General features: G+C 55.8%; 17 protein-coding genes. 5 read left to right on the top strand and 12 right to left on the bottom strand.

Annotated elements, in window-relative coordinates; genetic code table 11:
- The first annotated feature begins 117 nt into the window (after positions 1 to 117).
- The gene (locus AC6I8X_RS04835; protein WP_497840659.1) at positions 118 to 2,070 is read left to right on the top strand and encodes an acyltransferase family protein; all 1,953 of its coding nucleotides are present in this window, start codon (positions 118 to 120) and stop codon (positions 2,068 to 2,070) included.
- A gap of 142 nt (positions 2,071 to 2,212) precedes the next feature.
- Here AC6I8X_RS04835 and proY read toward each other — a convergent pair whose 3' ends face one another.
- The 7 genes from proY to AC6I8X_RS04800 form a co-directional block, all read right to left on the bottom strand.
- Positions 2,213 to 3,565 carry a proline-specific permease ProY gene (gene proY / locus AC6I8X_RS04830; protein ID WP_299457027.1) on the bottom strand — a complete coding sequence of 451 codons (1,353 nt, stop codon included), beginning with the start codon at positions 3,563 to 3,565 and terminating at the stop codon, positions 2,213 to 2,215.
- A 67-nt stretch (positions 3,566 to 3,632) separates the two neighbouring features.
- On the bottom strand, positions 3,633 to 4,952 hold the full coding sequence (gene brnQ / locus AC6I8X_RS04825) for a branched-chain amino acid transporter carrier protein BrnQ (RefSeq protein WP_497840658.1): 1,320 nt from the start codon (positions 4,950 to 4,952) through the stop codon (positions 3,633 to 3,635).
- Between the two features lie 403 nt (positions 4,953 to 5,355).
- On the bottom strand, positions 5,356 to 6,462 hold the full coding sequence (locus AC6I8X_RS04820) for a cobalamin-independent methionine synthase II family protein (RefSeq protein ID WP_313683626.1): 1,107 nt from the start codon (positions 6,460 to 6,462) through the stop codon (positions 5,356 to 5,358).
- Positions 6,463 to 6,637: 175 nt separating this feature from the next.
- Positions 6,638 to 7,564: a PstS family phosphate ABC transporter substrate-binding protein gene (locus AC6I8X_RS04815; RefSeq protein ID WP_497840657.1), complete on the bottom strand. Its 927-nt coding sequence runs from the start codon at positions 7,562 to 7,564 to the stop codon at positions 6,638 to 6,640.
- A gap of 18 nt (positions 7,565 to 7,582) precedes the next feature.
- Positions 7,583 to 8,896, bottom strand: coding sequence for a phosphate regulon sensor histidine kinase PhoR (phoR, locus tag AC6I8X_RS04810; protein ID WP_313683624.1), 1,314 nt, complete (start codon positions 8,894 to 8,896; stop codon positions 7,583 to 7,585).
- Positions 8,897 to 8,910: 14 nt separating this feature from the next.
- A complete protein-coding gene (gene phoB, locus AC6I8X_RS04805) occupies positions 8,911 to 9,600 on the bottom strand; it encodes a phosphate response regulator transcription factor PhoB (protein ID WP_003852491.1) in 690 nt (229 codons plus the stop codon).
- A 264-nt stretch (positions 9,601 to 9,864) separates the two neighbouring features.
- Positions 9,865 to 10,755, bottom strand: a complete 891-nt coding sequence (locus AC6I8X_RS04800; RefSeq protein WP_313683623.1) for a hypothetical protein — start codon at positions 10,753 to 10,755, stop codon at positions 9,865 to 9,867.
- A gap of 178 nt (positions 10,756 to 10,933) precedes the next feature.
- Here AC6I8X_RS04800 and sbcD point away from each other — a divergent pair, with 178 nt between their 5' ends.
- Both sbcD and AC6I8X_RS04790 read left to right on the top strand, forming a co-directional pair.
- Positions 10,934 to 12,151: an exonuclease subunit SbcD gene (sbcD, locus tag AC6I8X_RS04795; protein ID WP_313683622.1), complete on the top strand. Its 1,218-nt coding sequence runs from the start codon at positions 10,934 to 10,936 to the stop codon at positions 12,149 to 12,151.
- Positions 12,148 to 15,696 carry an AAA family ATPase gene (locus AC6I8X_RS04790; protein ID WP_497840656.1) on the top strand — a complete coding sequence of 1,183 codons (3,549 nt, stop codon included), beginning with the start codon at positions 12,148 to 12,150 and terminating at the stop codon, positions 15,694 to 15,696. Before sbcD ends, AC6I8X_RS04790 begins: the two co-directional genes overlap by 4 nt.
- Positions 15,697 to 15,756: 60 nt before the next feature.
- Here the strand turns inward: AC6I8X_RS04790 and AC6I8X_RS04785 are convergent, their stop codons facing one another.
- The 3 genes from AC6I8X_RS04785 to AC6I8X_RS04775 are packed head-to-tail and all read right to left on the bottom strand — an operon-like array spanning position 15,757 to position 17,458.
- Positions 15,757 to 16,413, bottom strand: a complete 657-nt coding sequence (locus tag AC6I8X_RS04785; RefSeq protein ID WP_313683620.1) for a DUF799 domain-containing protein — start codon at positions 16,411 to 16,413, stop codon at positions 15,757 to 15,759.
- Complete coding sequence (locus AC6I8X_RS04780) at positions 16,410 to 16,769, bottom strand: DUF4810 domain-containing protein (protein WP_084873065.1); 360 nt, start codon at positions 16,767 to 16,769, stop codon at positions 16,410 to 16,412. Before AC6I8X_RS04780 ends, AC6I8X_RS04785 begins: the two co-directional genes overlap by 4 nt.
- An 11-nt stretch (positions 16,770 to 16,780) precedes the next feature.
- Complete coding sequence (locus tag AC6I8X_RS04775; RefSeq protein ID WP_208714159.1) at positions 16,781 to 17,458, bottom strand: CsgG/HfaB family protein; 678 nt, start codon at positions 17,456 to 17,458, stop codon at positions 16,781 to 16,783.
- A gap of 151 nt (positions 17,459 to 17,609) precedes the next feature.
- Here AC6I8X_RS04775 and AC6I8X_RS04770 point away from each other — a divergent pair, with 151 nt between their 5' ends.
- On the top strand, positions 17,610 to 18,038 hold the full coding sequence (locus AC6I8X_RS04770) for a cell envelope integrity TolA C-terminal domain-containing protein (protein ID WP_299457076.1): 429 nt from the start codon (positions 17,610 to 17,612) through the stop codon (positions 18,036 to 18,038).
- Here the strand turns inward: AC6I8X_RS04770 and qhpR are convergent.
- Together qhpR and AC6I8X_RS04760 are read right to left on the bottom strand one after the other, a co-directional pair.
- The gene (gene qhpR / locus AC6I8X_RS04765) at positions 17,998 to 19,053 is read right to left on the bottom strand and encodes an AraC-like transcriptional regulator QhpR (protein ID WP_409521673.1); all 1,056 of its coding nucleotides are present in this window, start codon (positions 19,051 to 19,053) and stop codon (positions 17,998 to 18,000) included. The two genes, AC6I8X_RS04770 and qhpR, sit on opposite strands and share 41 nt — an antisense overlap.
- 160 nt (positions 19,054 to 19,213) lie before the next feature.
- Positions 19,214 to 20,218 carry a phosphotransferase enzyme family protein gene (locus AC6I8X_RS04760; RefSeq protein WP_310616562.1) on the bottom strand — a complete coding sequence of 335 codons (1,005 nt, stop codon included), beginning with the start codon at positions 20,216 to 20,218 and terminating at the stop codon, positions 19,214 to 19,216.
- Between the two features lie 263 nt (positions 20,219 to 20,481).
- Between AC6I8X_RS04760 and eat the strand changes: the two genes are divergently transcribed.
- Entirely contained in the window at positions 20,482 to 21,846 is a 1,365-nt protein-coding gene (gene eat, locus AC6I8X_RS04755; RefSeq protein ID WP_084873057.1) for an ethanolamine permease, read from the top strand.
- The last annotated feature ends 71 nt before the right edge of the window (positions 21,847 to 21,917 follow it).

Genomic DNA, 21,917 nt, shown 5'->3' with positions numbered 1-21,917 from the left:
AAACGTCAATCATCCCTTGATTCATTATTTTTTTACCCTTGTTTTTCGGCGACAGGATGCGCCGATTTATTTTTTTCGCCTCAGGCGTCAGGATATTTAAGAGCAACGGGTGGCCTTATGACCAAATCGGGTAATTTCGGTTATCGCGCGGATATTGACGGCCTGCGCGCCGTCGCGATCTTATCAGTGGTGTTGTTCCATTCAGGTGTGACCTTCCTGCCCGGTGGTTTTATTGGCGTAGATATTTTCTTTGTTATTTCTGGCTTTTTAATTGGTGGCATTATCAGTCGGGAAATAACCGAAGCGCGTTTCTCCTTTTATCAATTCTACTTACGACGTATACGACGCATTGCCCCGGCATTGTTTTTTATGATGGCGATCCTGCTATTACTCGGCTACCTCCTGCTTTCCCCTCTCGAATTCAGTCAGCTGGCAAAATACAGCGTGGCGGTGTTTATTTCCGTGCCCAATATGCTGCTGATGAAAAGTGGCGACTACTTCAGCACCGATTCCGATTTAAACCCGCTGCTGATGACCTGGTCACTCGGCATCGAAGAACAGTTCTACGTGGTGTTGCCCTTTATTTTGCTGCTGACCGCACGCTTCAGACGCTCCATGCCAGGGGTGATTCTGGTGATCAGCATCGCCTCGCTAATCGCCTGCCTGTGGATGACCCCGGTTAACAGTACCCGCGCGTTCTATCTGCTGCCGACCCGCGCCTGGGAGCTGGGTGCCGGGGTGCTGCTGGCACTGTGGCAACCACAGCCAATACAAGGGCGCGCCGCCAACGGGTGTAATCTGCTCGGCTGGCTGCTGATTGTGGCCTCCGCCATGCTGCTGGCCAACAACAGTGACTTCCCCGGCTGGCTGGCCATGATTCCGGTGGCGGCAGGTTGCCTGATGATCGGCGCGCGCGGTCGCCTGAACCAGCTGCTGCTGGAAAACCGCGTGATGCGCTTTATCGGCACCGTCTCCTACTCCTGGTATTTATGGCACTGGCCGCTGCTCAGCCTGGCGCGCATTTGTAGCGATCATCCGTTAACGGTCTGGCAGGGTCTGGCGATTAGCGCCCTGGCGTTGCTGATTGCCTGGATCTCCTGGCGCTTTGTCGAGCAACCTTTCCGTCATCCGCAACGTGCCACCCGCCTGGTGATCCCGGTTTACTGTGCCTCCTCACTGCTGGCCGCCGGTGCGATGGTGATCCTGTGGCAAACCGGCGGCCTGAAGTATCGCGTCAGCGAACAGGTGGTCAACGGTGAGTCGTGGAAAATTTCGGCGCAGCGCAACCCATGCCTGCTGGACTACGGCGCCAATTTCCCGTCATTGAATGCGCAGTGCCATCCGGACACCGATCAGCCCGGTATTGCCTTAATCGGCGATAGCCATGCCGCCGCGCTGCGCACCCCGGTCGCGGGTTATGCATTGCGCCAGCACAAGCCGCTGTTTCAGCTAACAAAAGCCTCCTGTCCGTTTTTGATTGATGCGACGCGGGTGGTAGTTCAGGAACCCGCCCATGCCCAGCAGTGCGTCGATTTTAATCGTGAGGTACTGAAAATGGTGCTGAGTGACAAGATTGATGAAGTGGTGATCAGCGCCTACTGGGCATCCGGCATGAGCATCCTGCCAGGCTCCGGTTTCCGCGAGCTGGCGCATCCGGAAAAAAGCAATCTGGAGGCGTTAAAATTCGGTATGGATAAGGTGGTGGCGGCACTGCAACAGGCCGGGAAGAAAGTCACCATCATTGAGGATGCCCCATCGCTGGATATCGATCCTCTGCGCTACAGCAACAACCGTAATATCCCGATTCGCCGTGAACTGAGCGACTGGCTGGGTCGCTGGGATACCCCGCCATTGAGCACGGCACGCACCAAACTCTTCCAGTACCCGGAAGCGGCAGTGGATAAACTGCTGCAAAGCTATGCCAGTGCCGGTGTGCGGGTGCTGTCTTTGCGTGAAAACCTTTGTAATGACCATGGTTGCCTGTTTGCCAATAACGGCTTGCCGTTGTATTACGACAACAACCATCTCAGCCCCTATGGTGGCGAGATTGCGTTAGGAAAGAACTGGTGAGAAACCACAAAAATACGTAGCGGCGCGATTTATCGCGCAATGCCGGGACGGGTAGACACCGTCACTGGACAAAACAAAAATAACGCGATAAACCGCGCCGCTACCCCCTAAATAAATTGGGCGGCCCAGGCCGCCCAATTTATTATTTATTTCGCTTCGCCAGCGGCCATGCCAGCATCAGCAGCACTATCCAGGCAAAACCGACATACAGCGACACGCGCGTATCCGGGAAGTAACCAATCAGGGCGATGATAAAGGCAAGGAACACCACCCCAACCCACGCCGTGGCACTGCCGCCAGGCAAGGCAAACTTCAGCTTACCCACTTCCTGCTGGCTAATCTTGCGGCGGAAGGCAATCTGCGACAGCAGAATCATGATCCACACCCAGACGGTAGCAAAGGTCGCCAGGGAGGCGATCACCAGAAAGACCTTCTCCGGCATCAGGTAGTTGAGATAGACCGCAACCAGCATGGCAAGCATCATCACCAGCACCGTGACCCACGGAATACCGCGTTCTGAGACCTTCATAAACATCTTCGGTGCATGGCCCTGCTGCGCCATGCCGTGCAGCATACGTCCGACACCAAATACATCACTGTTGATCGCTGACAGAGAAGCCGTCAGCACCACGAAGTTCAGGATTGACGCCGCTGCGGCAATGCCGAGATGCTGGAAGGTCAACACAAAAGGACTGCCAGAAGTACCGACCTGGTTCCACGGGTAGATCGACATAATCACAAACAGCGTACCCACGTAGAACACCAGAATACGCCACGGCACCGAGTTGATGGCACGCGGAATCGACTTCTCCGGATCTTTCGCTTCACCGGCTGTGATACCGATGATTTCAATCCCGCCATAGGCAAACATCACCATCTGCAACGACAGCAACATCCCCACCACGCCATGCGCAAAGAAGCCGCCATTGGTCCACAAATTATGGATACCGGTTGGCTGCCCACCGTTGCCGATGCCCCAGAAAATCATGCCAAAACCGGCGATAATCATCACGATGATGGTGGCGACTTTGAAGAAGGAGAACCAGAACTCCACTTCACCAAACACCTTCACGCTCATCAGGTTAATCGCGCCGATGATCAGCACCACGCTCAGCACCCAAATCCAGTGCGGGACCTCGGGGAACCACACCCCCATGTAGATACCAAAAGCTGTCACGTCGGCGATCGCCACGATCAGAATCTCGAAGCAATAAGTCCAGCCGGTGATGTAACCGGCCAGCGGGCCAAGATAATCCTGCGCATAGCGCGAAAATGAACTGGCCTGCGGATTGTTGACCGACATCTCGCCCAGCGCACGCATGATGACATAAGCCACCGCGCCGCCAATGATATACGCCAGCAACACGCTGGGACCGGCCATTTTGATGGCATCAGCCGAGCCATAAAACAGCCCGGTGCCAATCGCTGACCCCAGCGCCATAAAACGGATATGGCGCGTGCTCAGTCCGCGTTTGAGCTTATTGGTTTCTTGCATAACAACAGTACCTTGCAAATGAAAAAACCACGGGCAGGCCCGTGGTCGAAATTAACAGCAATGTCGCTTACTGGTGAACGGCGACTTGTTCGCGTCCTTTTACGCGATCCACCACCGCCGCGATCAGCAGCATCACCAGCGAAGGCGGCAACCAGGAAAGTCCCTGATCGGCCAGCGGCAGGTGCTGACTGAATAACGGCAGCGCGTCTTTAAAACTGGTGGTTTTGATGGCATCAATAATACCGAACAGCAGGCTGACCAACATCGCCGGAGCGATAATACGGCTGCTTTTGTTCCACCAGCTCAGGGTGAAGCTCAGCACCACCAGCACGATGCACGGCGGATAAATGGCCGTCAGCACCGGAATCGAAATCTGGATCAGATGGCTCAGGCCGAGGTTCGACACCACCATAGAGAACAGACCGAGGATAAAGACCAGGGCTTTATACGATAACGGCAGGTATTGCGCAAAAAATTCTGCACAGGCACAGGTCAGGCCAACAGCCGTTACCATACAGGCCACGAAGATCAGCGCAGCCAGGAAGAAGCTGCCCATGCCGCCGAAAGTCTGTTGTACATAAGCATGCAGAATCGCCGCGCCGTTGGCATTCTGATCAACAATCGCGCCACTGTCTGAACCCAGCTTGAACAGGCAGAGATAAACCAGCGTCAGACCGACACCGGCGATGACCCCCGCCAGCATGGTGTAACGGGTCAGCAGGCGCGCATCTTCCACACCGCGTGAACGGGCTGCGTTGACGATAACAATACCGAACACCAGCGCGCCCAGCGTATCCATGGTCAGATAGCCGTTAACAAAACCGCTGGAGAAGGCTGCACGCTGATAATCCGCCGTCGCCGGAGAGAGACCACCGGCAGGCCACAGCAGCGCAGCGATGCCCAGCACCGTCAGCGCAACAATTTTCAGCGGTGCCAGGAAATGACCCACGGTATCCAGCAATTTGCCCGGATAGAGGGAAATGACGATTACCAGCGAGAAGTAGATCAGGCTGTAGATAAACAGCGGCAGCGCGCCATCACCGGTCAGCGGGGCAATGCCCACTTCAAAGGATACGGTTGCGGTACGCGGCGTCGCGAATAGCGGGCCCACAGCCAGATAGCACACGGTCGCCAGCAGCAGACCGGCGGCTTTGCCAATCGGTGAGCTAAGGGCATCGATACCGCCGCCCACACGCGCCAGGGCGATGACGGTCATCACCGGCAGACCTACCGCGGTAATCAGAAAACCAATAGCGGCAGTCCAGACGTGTTCGCCAGACTGAATACCGACCATCGGTGGGAAAATGATGTTTCCTGCGCCGACAAACAGGGCAAACGTCATGAAGCCCAGCGCGAGGATATCCTTCGGGGTTAAACGATATGTCATAAACTTCTGTACTGCCTGTAACTGATGTTGCGGTGGAAGTTGGGTTCGTGTTGTCCCCTGACCGCGCTAAAAACAACGACTTATCAGGCAATGCCAGTGCGTTATGCTCGCCGTATACTCAAAGCGCAGGTGATTTAAACTGCTTTTCTTCTGTTCACAGAGGGATGGATTGACAACGGGCCGTAGTAAAACGTTTATAGCGAAGAAAGGCAATACGGGATCGGAAAACCAGAAGGATATAGCACGAATCAAGTAAAAAGCAGTGAATCAATATAGATAAGGTCGATAACGCATCAGATGATTTGCTTAAACTTTCCACAGCGCGAGAGATATTCACGCAAAACTTCCCTTTACGATGCACAAAAGGCGCGATTTACGCGCCTGTTTGCACAACTTTACAGCATCACCATACCTGATTGGCGATATCGACCACGAGGCGAATTTTTTGCCACTGCTGCTCTTCGCTCAGGCTGTTACCCTCTTCAGTGGAGGCAAAACCACACTGCGGGCTGAGACAAATTTGCTCCAGGCTGACGAATTGCGCCGCTTCCTGCAAACGCGCTTTCACCTGTGCCGGATCTTCCAGCTCACCGGTTTTGGTGGTAATCAGGCCCAGTACCACCTGTTGATGGCCCGGCTTAATAAAGCGCAGCGGCTCAAAACCACCTGAACGCTCGTTATCATATTCGAGGAAGAAAGCATCGATATTCACGCCGCCAAACAGGATTTCAGCCACCGGCTCATAGCCGCCTTCCGAGATCCAGGTTGAACGGAAGTTGCCACGACACACATGCAGTCCCACGGTCAGATCCGCCGGTTTACCTTCCAGCGCCGTATTCAGCACCTGAGCGTAGATGTGCGCCAGTTCCTGTGGATCTTCGCCACGTTCACGGATCTGCTGTTGCTGATCCACCGAGCACAGGTAGGCCCAGACGGTATCATCCAGTTGCAGATAACGGCAGCCCGCAGCGTAAAACGCCTTGATGGCATCTTTGTAGGTCTGCGCCAGATCGGCGAAATAGTCTTTCAGATCCGGATAGACGGTGGCATCGATCACTTTACGGCCACCACGGAAGTGCAGCACGCTCGGGCTGGGGATGGTCATCTTCGGTACCGCATCACCGGCAATGCTTTGCAGGAAGCGAAAATGTTCCAGCATCGGGTGATTGGGGTTAAACGCCACTTTGCCAGTCACTTTGACGCCACGCGCTTTGGTCTGGACGCCGTTGAATTGAATGCCCTGCTCGGCTTCGTAACGCTCCACGCCCAGCAGACTGTCAAAGAAGTCAAAGTGCCACCATGCACGACGGAACTCACCATCAGTCACCACTTTCAGGCCATTAGCCCGCTGCTGCTCCACGACATGGCGGATGGCCTCATCTTCTACCTGGCGCAGCTGGGCGGCATCAATCTCACCCTGAGCAAACTGCTCACGCGCCTGCTTGATCGCAGCGGGACGCAGAAAACTGCCGACGGTATCGGCGCGGAACGGGGCGGTAACTCGTTGCATGATCACTCCTGGCTAAAGCCGTAAACGCATGGTTGCGTCAGGTAATAATTTCGTCCGGTTATTTTTAGCCATCTGGATGGCTATATGGCTAAGAAGAGTGACATGCTAAGTAAAATTGGGCAAACGAAGAAAATTCAGGTGACATGAAGAAAATTCATGTTGCGATGCACGTTCTTCAATTCCCCTCAATGGCCGCCCGCGCCAGCGCCATCTGGCTATCTGACAGCGGCAGGTAGCCTGCCTCACTGACGCGACGCTGTCCCTGTGGCGACAATACCTGGTGCAGAAATGCGGATACCAGCGGTGGCAAAGGTTTGCCGGGCGCTTTGTTGATGTAGAGATAAAGAGGACGAGACCACGGATAGCGCCCGCTGCGGATAGACTCAGCATCAGGCATCACACTGTCGCCACTGGCAGTCACCACCGGTAAGGTTTTTACCCCACTCAGATGAAAACCAAAGCTGGCATAGCCGATACTGTTGGGCGTCGCCGCCACGGCCTGCACCACCGCTGCGGAACCGGGAAATTCGGATACATCGGCACGGAAATCACCTTTACACAGCACCTGCTGCTTGAAGAAACCCCAGGTGCCGGAAGCTGAGTTACGTCCATAACGTTGGATGCTGCGCGTTTCCCAGCCGGGAAGCGTCAGCCCCACATCGCCCCAGCGCTGTGCGGCATGTGGTGCACCACATAAACGCGTCACCGAAAACAACGCATCAAGTTGCTGCGGTTCGATGCGCGTCAGCGGGTTGTCCTGATTCACCACCACCACCAGCGCATCCATCGCCACCGGCACTGCCAGCGGCGGGTAACCGTAGCGGGCAGTAAACAGCTGGCGCTCGTCTGCCTGCATTGGCCGGCTCATCGGACCGAGTTGCGCCGCCCCGGCAGCCAGCGCCGTGGGAGCGGTTGATGATCCCGCCGCCTGTACCTGCACATTCACACCGGGCGACTGGCGGCTGAAATCCTCACCCCACAGCGTCATCAGATAACCAAGGGTATCGGAACCCACACTACTCAGATTGCCAGCCAGCATGGTTTGTTGCCCCTGTGCCAGGACAGAGAACGACAGCAAAATGAACAGCAGCAACGATTTCATGCGGGATTTCCGTGACAGTTATTGCGCCACATTCTCCCGTATCCCACTGGCGACAATCAACCTTGGTGGCAGGATAAAGCTGAAGCTCGTCTCCTGATGCGGCACACTGCTGATCTCAAGCCGCGCATTGTGGTGGCCGAGAGCATGTTTCACGATCGCCAGTCCCAGCCCGCTTCCCCCGGTGGCGCGTGAGCGTGCTTTATCCACCCGATAAAAACGTTCGGTGAGACGGGGCAGATGTTCAGCACTGATACCCGGCCCGTTATCGCACACCTTAAACTCCGCACCCTGCTTACTCCGCAGCCAGCTGATATCAATCCGCGTACCTTCCGGTGTATGGTTCACCGCGTTGTACACCAGATTGGAGATTGCGCTACGCAGTTGCTCATCATTGCCGAGCACTTTGAGGTGCGGGTCAGTGTGGAAGTGAATCTCGTGTCGTCCCTGGCTGAGGGTCTCCGCCTCACGCTGCAACAGCAGCAGCATGGTTGGCACATCAACGGTCTCTTTCAGATCAATGGCGGGAGCGGCCTCAATGCGCGAAAGCGTCAGCAGTTGTTTCACCAGGCTATCCATACGCCGGGTTTGCTCCTGCATGGTTTGCAACGCTTTATTGCGCGAACGTTCGTTCATTACCGAATCGTTCATCATTTCAAGGTAGCCCTGCAACACGGTGAGCGGCGTGCGCAGTTCATGGCTCACGTTGGCAAAGAAGCTACGTCGTGCGCCTTCCAGCTGGTGCATTTGCGTGACATCGCGCGCCACCATCAGCCACTGGCCTTCGCTGTAAGGCATCACGCGAAACTCCATATGATGCTGATTATTCAGCACCAGTGTCAGGGGCTTGTTGAAATCACGCTGGCGAATATAGCGGGAGAACTCAGGATAACGCAGCAGGTTGAGGATGTTCTGGCCGTTATCTTCCGGCCAGCGCAGACCGAGATGCTGCTGTGCCAGACCGTTACACCAGAAAATAGCCCCCTCTTCCGTGGTCAGAACCACCGCATCCGGCAGCGATTCTGCACCACTGCGAAAACGCTTGATCAGATTGCCTAACTCGCGGCGGCGGCGGCGGTTACGCAACTGCATTTGATACAGACCGTAAAACAACGGTTCCCAACTGGCACGCCCGCCGGGTGGCGTCATGGATCGATCAACCCACAGCCAGTGCGACAGCCGCATCAGGTTCCAGAAGTGCCATAACAGCACACCCAGTACCGAAGCCAGCAGCAGCCAGGGAAGATAACCAAACAGCAAACCGAGAATCAGTGCCGGCAGACAAGCCAGCACCAGCTCGGTCAATAATCTCTTCCAGGAGAGTCGTTCCAGCACGGTATAAACTCCGTTTAGTAGCGGGCAGAGAAACGATACCCTGTTCCACGTACGGTTTGTACCATGCGGTCGTGGCCGGAGACCTCCAGCGCTTTACGTAAACGACGGATATGCACATCGACAGTACGATCTTCGACATACACATTGGTGCCCCAGACATGGTTCAGCAGCTGTTCGCGGCTGTAAACGCGTTCCGGGTGCGTCATAAAGAAGTGCAGCAGTTTATACTCGGTCGGCCCCATCTCCAGTGGCGTGGTCTCTGACATCACGCGATGCGATGATGGGTCGAGGCTCAGCCCCTGCATCTCAATCACTTCTTCCACTGCCATCGGTGAAATACGGCGCATCACCGCTTTGATACGGGCCATCAGTTCTTTGGGGGAGAAAGGTTTGGTGATGTAATCATCCGCGCCCACTTCCAGACCACGTACGCGATCTTCCTCTTCACCACGCGCTGTCAGCATCATCACCGGGATATCCCGCGTCATGGCTTCACGCTTCAGGTGTTTGATAAACTGGATACCGCTACCTCCGGGTAACATCCAGTCCAGCAAAATCAAATCTGGCCAGGGTTCAATCAGCTTCCCTACTGCGCTGTCATAATCTTCCGCCTCAATCGGCTGGTAATCGTTCTGTTCCAGCACGAAACATAACATTTCACGGATGGGAGCTTCGTCTTCCACAACCAAAATGCGCTTAGCCATTATTACTCCTGCTGATATGACGGCTGTCACTGAGATTTGCGGCGTCATTATGCGTCAGTTTTATGACACTTTTATGAAAAAACCAACGGGTGCTCTGGAGTATAAAAACAGAAATGTGACAGCAGAAACAGGATTTTTGGCGGGTAGCATACGAATATGCTTCTCAGGTAACTATTAAGAAAAAATGATTTTTTCCAGGCAGGGAAGTGGACCTTCCCGGCCCCTCAGCAGGGTGCTACCCCAGAGCTGGGTTAATGACGTATTTTATACCTCAGGATGGTCATTCAGATCCATCTGGCGTACTAATTCTTCCATCTTCTCGCAGGATTTCGCTTTTTCCGCCATCTGTGCTTTCAGCGCAGAGAACTTATCCGTTGCCAGCAGCTGATCACGCATGCTGATAAACTCATCCTGCGTAATATCACCCGCAAATACCGGTGGGACGTCCGCCTGGTCCCAGTAATAATTCATACTCATCAGGGTCGTTATAGCCATGGCTTCATCGTGGGTTGTGACTTTCTGGCTGGCGGAAATAATGGCATCGAAAAAATCGCGCAGGAAAGCGCTCACATCTTTTGGTCGGAAGGCATCAAGATAAAAGAAATGCGCGCGCGCACTCCCGGGTTCGGCACCCTCAACATAGGGCATTGATATTGTTGTCATTACCCCGTAGTTCGGCAGGCAGTTTTCAGCGCGATAATTAAAATCGGGGTTCAGCACCATCGCTAAGAAATCTTCCCGCAACGAGGCTAAATAGGCCGGAGAGGGGCCAACAACAGGAGGATGGGCGATAAAAACCCAACCTGGAGCACGGTTATAAACCACCGCATCATCGTCTACCGTTCTTCCTCTGGTAGTAACAAACGTTGCGAAAAGCTCAGCAGTATCACCCGCAGGAACGACACCGGCCCCGAAAGGCAATAAGGACGATGTTCTTCCCGTTGCCCTGCCGTAAATCAGTTTTTCATACTCTTCAGGCCCCATTGTGACGGGCGCTTCTGTGTCGTATTGAGAGGTCGCAGAAGCCATACGCTGTGCTGAATTCGCCACCACGACAATATTGTCCCCGGCCGCAGAAGCTAAAGCATGGCTATCGGGTGCTGAACCCATGGCGGAGGTGGAGGTTACAGATTCGCTACGGTTAACAGGAAACATATTTATCTCCTTACGTTATCAGTGAGCCTTTATTTCACCTCTGATATTTTTCCGCGCTGAATAGTTAACTTCTGAGGAATTGATGATTTTTCCGGCACATTTGATCGGCTAATACGCATGTCAGTGGCAGTCCCATCCGTATATAATCGCCCAACGCGAAATCTGGCAGGGAGCATCCATGCGCATCATTCATACGGCGGACTGGCATCTGGGCCAGTTCTTTTACAGCAAAAGTCGTGCGGCGGAACATCAGGCCTTTCTCGACTGGCTGCGCCAGCAAATTGAGCTGCATCAGGTGGATGCACTGATTATCGCCGGTGACCTGTTTGATACCGGTTCACCCCCGAGTTACGCGCGTGAAATGTTTAACCGCTTTGTGGTGGCCTTACAGGCCAGCGGTTGCCAGCTGATTGTGCTGGCCGGTAACCATGATTCGGTAGCCACGCTAAATGAATCCCGTGAACTGCTCGCCTGCCTGAATACCCAGGTGATCACCAGCGCAACGCCACAGGGCGAGCAGCAGATCCTGACGCTGAAACAGCGTGACGGCTCGCCAGGGGCGGTGCTGTGCGCCATCCCTTATCTGCGTCCACGCGATATTTTGCGCAGCCAGGCCGGACAATCCGGCCGGGAAAAACAGCTTTCGCTACTGGAAGCCATCGAGCAGCATTATCAGCACTGCTTTGCCGCCGCTGAAGCACAGCGCGCGGCGTTGGGCGGCCAGCTGCCGATTATCGCCACCGGCCATCTCACTACCGTGGGGGTGACCAAAAGTGATTCAGTACGCGATATCTATATCGGCACCCTGGATGCCTTCCCGGCCCAGGCCTTTCCCGCCGCGGATTACATCGCCCTCGGCCATATCCATCGTGCACAACGCATTGCCGACAGCGACCATATTCGCTACAGCGGATCCCCCATCCCGCTGAGTTTTGATGAGCTGGGTCGGGATAAAAGCGTGTTCCTGCTTGATTTCAGCACAGGCCTCGATGCCGTAACACCGCTGATCATTCCACTGTTTCAGCCAATGCAAATGCTCAAAGGTTCGCTGGCAGAGATTGAACAGCAGCTGGCCGCCTTTAAAGATAGTGATGCATCACAACCGGTGTGGCTGGACATTGAAATCACCACTCAGGAACATCTCAGCGATCTGCAACGACGGATTGAGCAACTGACAGAAGGCTTACCGGTGGACGTGCTACTGGTACGCCGCAGCCGTGAGCAACGTAGCCGCAGCCTGGCACGGCTGGATAATGAAACCCTGAGCGAATTGCAGGTTGAAGAGGTATTTGCACGTCGTCTGGCGCTGGAAGAAGATCTGGATACGGAACAGGCTGCGCGGCTCACCCAACTGTTTCGCACCACCCTTGCCGCGCTGGAGAACCCTTCCGCATGAAAATCCTGACGCTGCGTTTTAAAAATCTCAACGCCCTGCGCGGTGAGTGGTTTATCGATTTTCGTCGTGAACCTTTTGCCAGCAATGGTCTGTTCGCCATTACCGGTGCCACCGGGGCGGGTAAAACCACCCTGCTGGATGCTATCTGTCTGGCGCTTTATCACCAGACACCCCGCCTCGGCGTGTTGTCACAAACCCAGAACGAACTTATCACCCGCGATGCCACCGAATGTCTGGCCGAGGTGGAGTTTGAAATCAAAGGTGAAGCCTGGCGTGCCTTCTGGAGCCAGAACCGCGCCCGGGGTCAGGCCGATGGTAAATTGCAGGCTCCGCGTGTTGAACTGGCACGCTGCGCTGATAACCAAATCGTCGCCGATAAAGTCGGTGACAAACTCAGGCTGATTGAAAGCTTATCTGGCCTCGACTTCGCCCGTTTTACCCGATCGATGATGTTGTCGCAGGGACAATTTGCCGCCTTCCTCAACGCTAAACCAGGCGAACGCGCCGAACTGCTAGAAGAGCTGACCGGCACCGAGATCTACGGACAGATCTCGATGCAGATTTTTGAGCGTTACAAAATCGCGCGTACCGATCTGGATACCCTGCGCGCCCGTGCCGGTGGCATGGTGCTGCTCGATGAAACCCGGCGGGCAGAACTGACTTCGCAACTGGAACAACTCAGCGCCAGCGAACAGGCACTCAACCAGCAGCTGATCACCACCCAGCAACAGCAGCAGTGGTTAACTCAGGCCCGGCAGCTGAGCAGTGAACAACAGCAGGCGCAACAGGCGCTATATAGCGCAGAAAGTGCCTGGCAGCAGGCGGAACCGGAACGCCAGCGACTGGCACGCGCCGAACCGGCGGAAAAACTGCGCGATAAGCTGCAACAGCGGGAACAGTTACGCCAGGAACTGGCGGCACTGACGCAGCAATCACAGCAGTTACAGGCGCAGCAGCAACAGGCACTCGACACTCAGCAGCAGGGTGAAGTGCGTTATCAGGCGGCACAGCAGGCGCGAGATCAGGCGCAGGCCGGACAACAGCAACTGGAAACGTTACTGACAGAGCAGGTCATCCCGCTGGATCAGCAAATCGCCACCCTGCAACAGCAGATCACCGAGCAACAGCGTCAGATAGCCCAGCAGCAGCAAGTGTTGCAACAAAGCGGAGCCGCACTTAACCAGCAACAACAGGAGAGTGAACGCTTACAACAGATCTGGGATGAACAGCAGCAGTGGCGCACCAAACAAGCCAGCGTTGCTGAATGGGGAGAACATCTGGCGCGCTGGCAAGCCGATATTGCGCGACTGGATGAGCGCGAGCAGGCCATCGCCCAGTTGAGCAACCAGCAGCAGCAACAGCGACAGCAGCTCGACCAGCTACAGCAAGCCTTCTCCGCCCGCCAGCATGCGGCGCAGCCCGTGGCAGAGCTGGGGAGACAACATGATATCAGTCAGGTGCGTGATGCGCTGACACAGCATCAGGCGCAGCGTGCATCCCGTCAGCAGCTATCCTTGCTGGCTGCGCAGTGGCGTTCGCTCCAGCCACAACAGCAACAACGCCAGCAGAAACTGCACGCGTTAACCCAGCAATATCACGCGGAAGAACAGGTTTTACAGGCGCTGCGCGAGGAGTGGAAGCGCATCAATCAAGCGCGAATTGATGTGCAGAAAATCTGTGATTTGGAACTCGCTATCGCCCGGCTGGCGGATGAACGCGCCCGGTTACAGCCGGACCAACCCTGCCCGCTGTGCGGCTCCTGTCAGCATCCGGCTATCGAAGAATATCGGCAGCTGGAACCCGGTGAAAATCAGCAGCGGCTTGTCGCACTGCAAACTCAGGAAACTCAGTTAAAGGAATCCGGCACCGCTAAAGGTGAGCAACAACGCCTGTCGCTGCTGCAACAGCACGCGTTGCAGCAGGAACTCAAGGATATCGGGCAGCAAATCACCACCTTGACTGAGCAGTGGCAACGGCTGACCGGTGAGTTGGCGCTCACCTTTGCGCTGGAGCAGCAGGATGAAGTTACCTGCTGGCAACAGCAGCAGGATCAGCAGGAAAACCAGCTACGGGAATGGCTGGAACATCTGCAACAGCAGCAGCTGGCGCAGCAGCAGATTACCAGCGTCCAGCAGACATTGAACGATCTCAGCCAGCGCAGCGAAACTGAGCGCGCGGCCTGGCAGCAATTAAGCCAGCAACTTGAACAGCAGCTGGCACCGCATCAACTCACCCTGCCCGCCCGTGATAGCCGTGATAGCTGGCTGGCGACGTTGCAACAGCGCTGGCAAAAATGGCAGGAGAGTGAGCGATTACTTACTACCCTGCAACCGCAGCGCGCCACAGCCGAAAGTGAATACCATAATCTGCAACAAAACCATGCGCGTGAACAACAGCGCCTGGACACCCTGCAACAGGGACTGAACGGTTTACAGCAGCAACGGACAGAACAGCAGCAACAGCGCCAGCAGTTGTTTGGCGATCGTCAGGTGCAGGCCGAGCGCCAGGCACAGCAGCAATTGATGCAGCAGTGCGAACGGGAGCTGGCGCAGCAGTTGCAGGCATGGCAGCAGGCGCAAAGTACGCTGCATAGCCTGAATGGGCAACGGGCGCAAATCGACCAGCAACAGCAAACGCTGGCTGCGCGGGTTCAGGACGCCGAAAGCACCTTCCTCAGCGCATTGCGGAAAAGTGATTTCGCCGACGAGGTGGCGCTGCGTGAGGCGTTACTCGATGAACATCAGGCGCTGCAACTGCGTCAGCATTTACAGGCGCTGGAGCAGCAACGTCAGCAGCAAATCACCCTGACCCGGCAGCTGGAGCAGAGGCTGAACGCACATCAGCAGCAACGTCCGGCAGAGCTGAGCGATGACAGGACGGCGGATATTGATGCAAGGCTGGAAAACCTGCGCATGGCGCTGCGCGATAATGCCCGCCATCAGGGCGAAGCACAGCAACAGTTGCAAAGTGACACCGCTTTGCGTCAGCAGCAGCATTCTCTGTTGAGCCAAATCAGCGACAACGAAGCAGAGCTGCAACAGTGGAGCCAGCTCAATGAGTTAATTGGCTCAGCCAAAGGTGACAAATTCCGCCGTTTCGCACAGGGCCTGACGCTCGATCATCTGGTGTGGCTGGCGAATCGTCAGCTCGATCGTCTGCATGGCCGTTATTTGCTGCAACGCCGCGTCAGCGATGAGCTGGAGCTGGATGTGGTGGATACCTGGCAGGCCGATGCCACCCGTGATACCCGTACCTTGTCAGGCGGCGAGAGTTTTCTGGTGAGTCTGGCGCTGGCGCTGGCCTTGTCCGACCTGGTCAGCCATAAAACGCGTATTGAATCGTTGTTCCTTGATGAAGGCTTCGGCACGCTGGATGCCGAGACACTGGATGCCGCGCTCGATGCGCTGGATGCACTGAATGCCAGTGGCAAAACCATCGGCGTGATCAGCCATGTGGAAGCCATGAAGGAACGCATTCCGGTGCAGATCAAGGTGCGTAAGATGAACGGGCTGGGTTACAGCAAGCTGGAGTTGCCAGGGGAATAAGCCGTTGCGACGTGATTTTCGTGTGGAAGGGAGCGGATACCCCGCTCCCTTTGCGATCACTTAACGCGCCGCCGTTACCGGACGACGCGGTCCCGCCAGCAGGCCGCCATCTTCGTTTTGTGCCAGCAAACGTGCGCTGGTCACACCGGCAATGGTATGTGCTTTATCGGTGACATTATTGGCGATTTGTTTCACCGCCGCCGACACCAGGATGCCGATGATGCCAGCGTTATTGTTGTTGCTGTTCTCCGCGTCATTGGCGGTGGCGCTGCCCTGCCACAGTTCCTTACCGGTACGCAGATCCACCAGACGCGCCGATGCCGATACCGTCGTGCTGCTGTCCACCACTAAATAACGGGTACCGTAATCGGTAATCGAAATATACAGTGCGCTGTCAGCATGGAAAATATCGTGCAGACGCTGGGTACTTACCGCCTGAATATCATGACCACTGGTCAGACCGTTCTGCTGGAACGTCTCTTCCACCACCGCCACCGGGAACACGTAATAACCCGCTTCCGCCAGGGGCTCCGTCACCAGCGAAGTAAAGCTATGCGCGGCATTGACGTCCGGTGCTTTGTTTTCCGCCGGCAGCACCAGAATCGAAGCCGGTTTGCTGGCACGAAACGCGCTGTAGTCATAAGGTTTTTTATGCGGCGCACAGCCGGTCAGCAGCAGCGCCGTCAGCACCGCGAAGCCTGCAATCAGTTTGTTCACTGGGTTGCTCCTTTTTTCTTACTCATCAGAAAATCCATATACGGGGCGGATTCCGGGAATTGCTGCTTCTCCGCGGCAAACTGGCTGAACGCTTTATCCGTCTGGCCGGTCTGGGCATACAGCAGGCCCAGCTGCGCATGCAGACCTGGGGCAACCGGTTTATTCACCGAACGGGCTTTTTCGATATCCAGATTCAGCGCATCAATCTGCTGCATCGGATCTTTGTCTTTTTGGTAATAGCTATAAATCTGCTGCTGGTAATCACCCCAGTAATAAATCGGTTCCGGCCCTTTTGGTGCACAGCCTGCCAGTACACCTGCCGCGATCAGCGCGGCACTCAGTTTGATCAATTTCATCGGGAATATCCTTATTTCGCCGGACGCCAGGCGCCACTGGTAATGCCGTCAACCAGATGATCGACTGCTTCGCGGATCGCCAGATCCATCACTTTGCCGTTCAGGGTGGAGTCGTAGCTGGCGGTGCCGCCAAAACCAATCACTTCACGTGCGGAAAGCTGGTATTCGCCCGCCCCCTGCGCGCTGTAAACCACTTCAGAGGTGGTGACGTCAACCACATTGAGGTTGACCTTGGCGTAAGCCACCTGGGTTTTACCGCGGCCCAGAATGCCCCACAGCTGCTGATCCCCCACCTCTTTGCGACCAAACTCGGTGATATCGCCGGTGACGATATAGTTGGCCCCTTTAATGTTTTGCTGGCTGTGCTTAAAGTTCGCTTCCTGCTGCAACTCTTTCAGGTTGCTGCGTTCCAGCACGTTAAAACGCCCGGTTTGCTGCAAATGGGTGATCAAAATAGTTTTTGACTGATTACCCAGACGATCCACGCCATCAGAGAAGATGCCGTTCATATACGACGAACGGTTATCAAACTGGCCTACTGCAATCGGGCTACGCACGCCCTGGTACGCCGGTTGGCTGGCGGCCCGCACCTGCGGGGCTTCGATGGCGCGCGAAGACTCAGTGGCACAGCCACTCAGCAGTGCTGCCGATAACAAGGAGAGTGCCGCGAAGGCATATTTTTTTTGCATTTCAGATCCATGAATAAAGAAGAGAAAACCGCACGGGGCGGCAAATTCTGGTTTTTCCGACAGTAAGACGATTGCCATAGCATTCAGAGAGTCGGTCTGTAGACTGTCGGCAGGGCACAATCAGATCTTTAGGGCTAATAACGGCATATTAATGAATTTAATTAATAGAATGGCGGGACTATTGGGCCTGCTAACCATTGGGGTAGTGCTTAGCGCCTGTCAGAATTCCTCATCACAACAACAGGATGAGGCGAGCAATGTCTGCCAGCCGGATAAGTCACCCACGAGTGCATCCTGCAAATGGGCTGATGAAATGCAGCTGAAGCTGGTACATGATTTCCGTGATGCCAGTCATTATGCTGGTCAGCGGTGCCTGGTGCGGCTGGAGTGGGAAAAAAGCGGGCGCTATGCCGTCACCCAGACCCAGGGCGATGAGCCGCTGTGTCTGCGTGCCTGGCAGTTGATTGGTCAGTCGAAAGGATTACCGCCGCCACCCGATCGTGGGCAGCCAGCGTGGTTTGGCTTTGCGCCGCAGCAGGTTAATTTACCAGTCCATCTTGCCGCCATTGACGCGGACTGATGCCAAACCAGCGACGAAACGCGCGTGAAAACGCGCTCACTTCGGAATAGCCCAGCAACAGCGCCATTTCGGAAATCGGCAGCTGTTTCTGTTGCAGATAATGGGTGGCCATTTCACACCGCACCTTGTCCACCAGCGCGGTGAAACTGATGCCCTCTTCACGCAACCGGCGCTGTAACGACCAGCTCGACAGCCCCATCTTGTCGGCAATTTCCTCCAGCACCGGCTCGCCCTGAATCAGCGACAGATTGACCTGCGAACGCGCCTGCTCCACCACGCTCTGCTGGCTGGCGCTGCTGTTGAGGCGGCGGATCGCATCCTGCATTACCATCAGCAACATCGGATCCTGCTCTGGCATGGTACGTAACAGATCGCGTTTCGGGATCAATAACGAGTTGAAGGGTTGTTCGAACCACACCGGCGCATCAAAGACTTTACAGTGCTCATGCCACTGCTCCGGGCGTGGATGTTCGAAGTGAACTTCGCGTGGTGCCCAGTTTTTCCCTGCTACATGACGGATCAGGTTGAGAAACATGCCGAGCGTCAGCTCCGCATCCTGCCGACGCGACAGAATCGCCCCGTGGCGTACCTGGTAATCCAGCCGCCAGCAGTCGCCTTTATCCACCAGGCGCGTCAGGGTGTCGTGCTGGTGCCACGGAAAAGCATTCACCACGTTATGCAGTGCCTGCTCCAGCGTTGGCGAACATAGGCCGATGTAGCCAATCAGGCCTAATGACTGCGGTTTGAACTGCCTGCCGTAGTGCAAACCGAAGTTATCAAAACCGGAGTGTCGCGCCGCTTCTTCCATCACGCGGCAATAGTTCACCAGGCCCAGACTGAGGGTTGGGCTGGCGAGCAATTCTGAATCAATGCCGCTGATGCCAAAGATGCGATCCACATCACCGCCTTTACCGGTAATGAAGTCGCTCAGGCCAGTGGCCGCTGCCGCCAGTACGCCACGGTTACAGGCACTGGCATGCGCTGACAAGGCGTTGAACGCCTCGGGCTGTCTCATCAGTGAATTCATGCTGACCTCACAGGATACGCAGAGTGAATCGAATTACCGTATCCAGCAATTTTCGTACCAGGCGGGCAACGCAGAAAAAGAGGCGATTAGGGTGGATAGCGGACGCGGCGAGCACCGTAACGGCGCAGCCACGCCCGCTGATGGTGCATCAGGCCCCGACAGGCAGCTGGCTATTCTCCAGATAGCGATGACACAGCCGTACTGAATGATCGGCCCAGCGCGGCCCGAGGCTCAGCGCCATTTCGGTTTCGGCATGGGAACCCATCCAGGCGGTAAGTTGAATACGACGCTGGATCAGCAAGGTGGGCACCAGCGCCATTTCCGCATCAGTGATATGCCCCACCTGCTCGTAGCCGCGGATCCAGTTATCCACCCACTCTTCTGCGCGCGGATGATGCTCGACAAAACTGATCGCCGCCGCCAGATCGTGCAGATACCAGCCGAGGCCGCAGTCATCAAAATCGATCACCCGGGTTTCCCCTTTATGCAGCAGCAGGTTAGTCAGGCGCAGATCGGCATGGATCAGACCATAACGATCCTCGCCTTTGCCAAAATCCTGCAACTCCTGCCCCACGCGGGCGATCGCCTGTTGCACAACAGGATGATCGGCCGGATTCAGGTTGGGGGCATCCTGCCAGCGTCCCCAATGGCTGTGATCGCTCACCATGGTGTGATGATCCCAGATGATGCGCTGGAAGCCCTGCGGTTTCTGCCAGCGCTTGCTGTGCTGATGCAACCGCGCGGTGATGTGACCGAGCTGCTGGAAGGCTTTGGGATCGACATCGGTGGTCGGCATATCGCCCTCGATCCAGTGAAACAGCACCGCATGACGTACTTCTCCATCCGGCAGGCGCAGCGACAGCACAGTTTCACCATCGCTGGCCGGGATCGCTTCCGGCACCATGATGCCGGTGTCGCGCAATGCATCCAGCCATAGCAACTCGCTCTGGATATCCGCTTTGCTGTGGTAGTCCGGGCGATGCAGACGCAACGCATAACGTTTGCCGCCTGCCAGCACCAGGAAGGTGGCATTTTCAGAACGGCACAGCAGCTTCAGCTCGCCCTGTAGCGCGGCGGGATAGCACGCCAACGCCTGTTGCGCCAGCACGGTGATTTCAGCATTTGTCAGGGTGTCGGATTGTTTGGCACTCATTCATCAGGCTCCAGGGATGACAACAGTGTTATCAGCATGGGATGACGTCGTCCTGACTGCTTGACCGCAGATGACCCAAAGTTGACCGCAGCGTGCATCTGGCACTTTTCTTGCGTCAGAGTTGACCGTGGAGGACAAAACTCACTGCGCCTGCGTCAAGTTTTCCCGTAAGAGGCAGCGGCATTATCCCCTTCACTGTAGCGCAAACGATAAACCGGCGCGGTGAAGTTACCGCACTCAACAAAAACGACGGGGATAAGATTATGACGAGCAAGCTCAAACCCACCCTGGGAACCCTGCATCTTTGGGGTATCGCGGTTGGCCTGGTCATTTCCGGGGAGTATTTCGGCTGGAGTTACGGCTGGGGCGTAGCAGGGACGCTGGGATTTCTCATTACGACGGCGCTGATCGCCACCATGTACACCTGTTTTATTTTCAGCTTCACCGAACTGACTACCGCTATCCCGCATGCCGGTGGTCCGTTTGCCTATAGCCGCCGCGCCTTTGGTGAAACCGGTGGCCTGATTGCCGGTCTGGCAACCCTGATCGAGTTCGTATTCGCGCCCCCGGCCATCGCCATGGCGATTGGTGCCTATCTCAATGTGCAATACCCGGAACTCAACCCCAAAACCGCTGCGGTCGGGGCTTATGTGGTGTTTATGACGCTGAATATTCTCGGCGTGAAACTGGCGGCGATGTTTGAGCTGGTGGTTACGGTGCTGGCGGTGCTGGAACTGCTGGTGTTTATGGGCGTAGTCTCACCCGGCTTCAGCATTGCTAATTTCGCCGCCAACGGCTGGGCGGGCAGCGAACATTTTGGTATGCCTGCGGTATCTGGCATTTTTGCCGCCATACCCTTTGCTATCTGGTTCTTCCTTGCCATTGAAGGCGCCGCGATGGCAGCAGAAGAAGCGAAAGATCCGAAGCGTACCATCCCCAAAGCCTATATCACCGGCATTCTGACCCTGGTGGTTTTAGCGATTGGCGTGATGCTGCTGGCGGGCGGTGCCGGTGACTGGCGCAAACTGTCGGACATCAATGACCCGCTGCCACAGGCGATGAAGATGATCGTCGGTGAAAACTCTAACTGGATGCATATGCTGGTGTGGATCGGCCTGTTTGGCCTGGTTGCCAGCTTCCACGGCATCATTCTGGGCTATTCACGTCAATTCTTTGCGCTGGCGCGTGCCGGTTATCTGCCGCAAAGCCTCGCGAAACTGTCACGCTTTCAGACGCCGCACCGTGCCATTATTGCCGGTGGCCTGATTGGGATTGCGGCGATTTACAGTGACGGCTGGATTAACCTGCAAGGTATGAGCCTGACGGCGGCCATGATCACCATGGCGGTGTTTGGCGCGATTGTGATGTACCTGATGAGCATGCTGAGCTTGTTTAAACTTCGTCGCACCGCGCCGGATTTGGAACGCAGCTTCCGCGCACCGGGCTATCCGATTGTGCCAGGTATCGCGCTGGTGCTGTCGCTGGTGTGCCTGGTGGCGATGCTGTGGTTTAACCCGGTGATTGGCGGCCTGTTTGTGGCGATTATGGCGGTGGGCTATGTCTACTTCCTTGCCACGAAAGCGCAGCGCGACAACGCACCGCAGGATTCAATGCTGGTGGGCGAATAACAATAGCATTACGCAGCGGCGCGATTTATCGCGCTGTTTTTCAGCCAGGGAAGTGCCCCGGCTGAAAGGCG

It is taken from the genome of Pantoea sp. X-Soil-TKNS-1280 (assembly GCF_059730475.1).
This window is presented reverse-complemented; position numbering and strand designations above follow the sequence as displayed.

Coding starts and splice junctions, on each gene's coding strand:
- AC6I8X_RS04775 (WP_208714159.1), bottom strand. CDS start 17,458: ATGCAAAAAAAATATGCCTTCGCGGCACTCTCCTTGTTATCGGCAGCA.
- AC6I8X_RS04815 (WP_497840657.1), bottom strand. CDS start 7,564: ATGAAATCGTTGCTGCTGTTCATTTTGCTGTCGTTCTCTGTCCTGGCA.
- sbcD (WP_313683622.1), top strand. CDS start 10,934: ATGCGCATCATTCATACGGCGGACTGGCATCTGGGCCAGTTCTTTTAC.
- brnQ (WP_497840658.1), bottom strand. CDS start 4,952: ATGACATATCGTTTAACCCCGAAGGATATCCTCGCGCTGGGCTTCATG.
- phoB (WP_003852491.1), bottom strand. CDS start 9,600: ATGGCTAAGCGCATTTTGGTTGTGGAAGACGAAGCTCCCATCCGTGAA.
- AC6I8X_RS04790 (WP_497840656.1), top strand. CDS start 12,148: ATGAAAATCCTGACGCTGCGTTTTAAAAATCTCAACGCCCTGCGCGGT.
- AC6I8X_RS04760 (WP_310616562.1), bottom strand. CDS start 20,218: ATGAGTGCCAAACAATCCGACACCCTGACAAATGCTGAAATCACCGTG.
- proY (WP_299457027.1), bottom strand. CDS start 3,565: ATGCAAGAAACCAATAAGCTCAAACGCGGACTGAGCACGCGCCATATC.
- qhpR (WP_409521673.1), bottom strand. CDS start 19,053: ATGAGACAGCCCGAGGCGTTCAACGCCTTGTCAGCGCATGCCAGTGCC.
- AC6I8X_RS04835 (WP_497840659.1), top strand. CDS start 118: ATGACCAAATCGGGTAATTTCGGTTATCGCGCGGATATTGACGGCCTG.
- AC6I8X_RS04770 (WP_299457076.1), top strand. CDS start 17,610: ATGAATTTAATTAATAGAATGGCGGGACTATTGGGCCTGCTAACCATT.
- AC6I8X_RS04820 (WP_313683626.1), bottom strand. CDS start 6,462: ATGCAACGAGTTACCGCCCCGTTCCGCGCCGATACCGTCGGCAGTTTT.
- eat (WP_084873057.1), top strand. CDS start 20,482: ATGACGAGCAAGCTCAAACCCACCCTGGGAACCCTGCATCTTTGGGGT.
- AC6I8X_RS04780 (WP_084873065.1), bottom strand. CDS start 16,769: ATGAAATTGATCAAACTGAGTGCCGCGCTGATCGCGGCAGGTGTACTG.
- AC6I8X_RS04800 (WP_313683623.1), bottom strand. CDS start 10,755: ATGTTTCCTGTTAACCGTAGCGAATCTGTAACCTCCACCTCCGCCATG.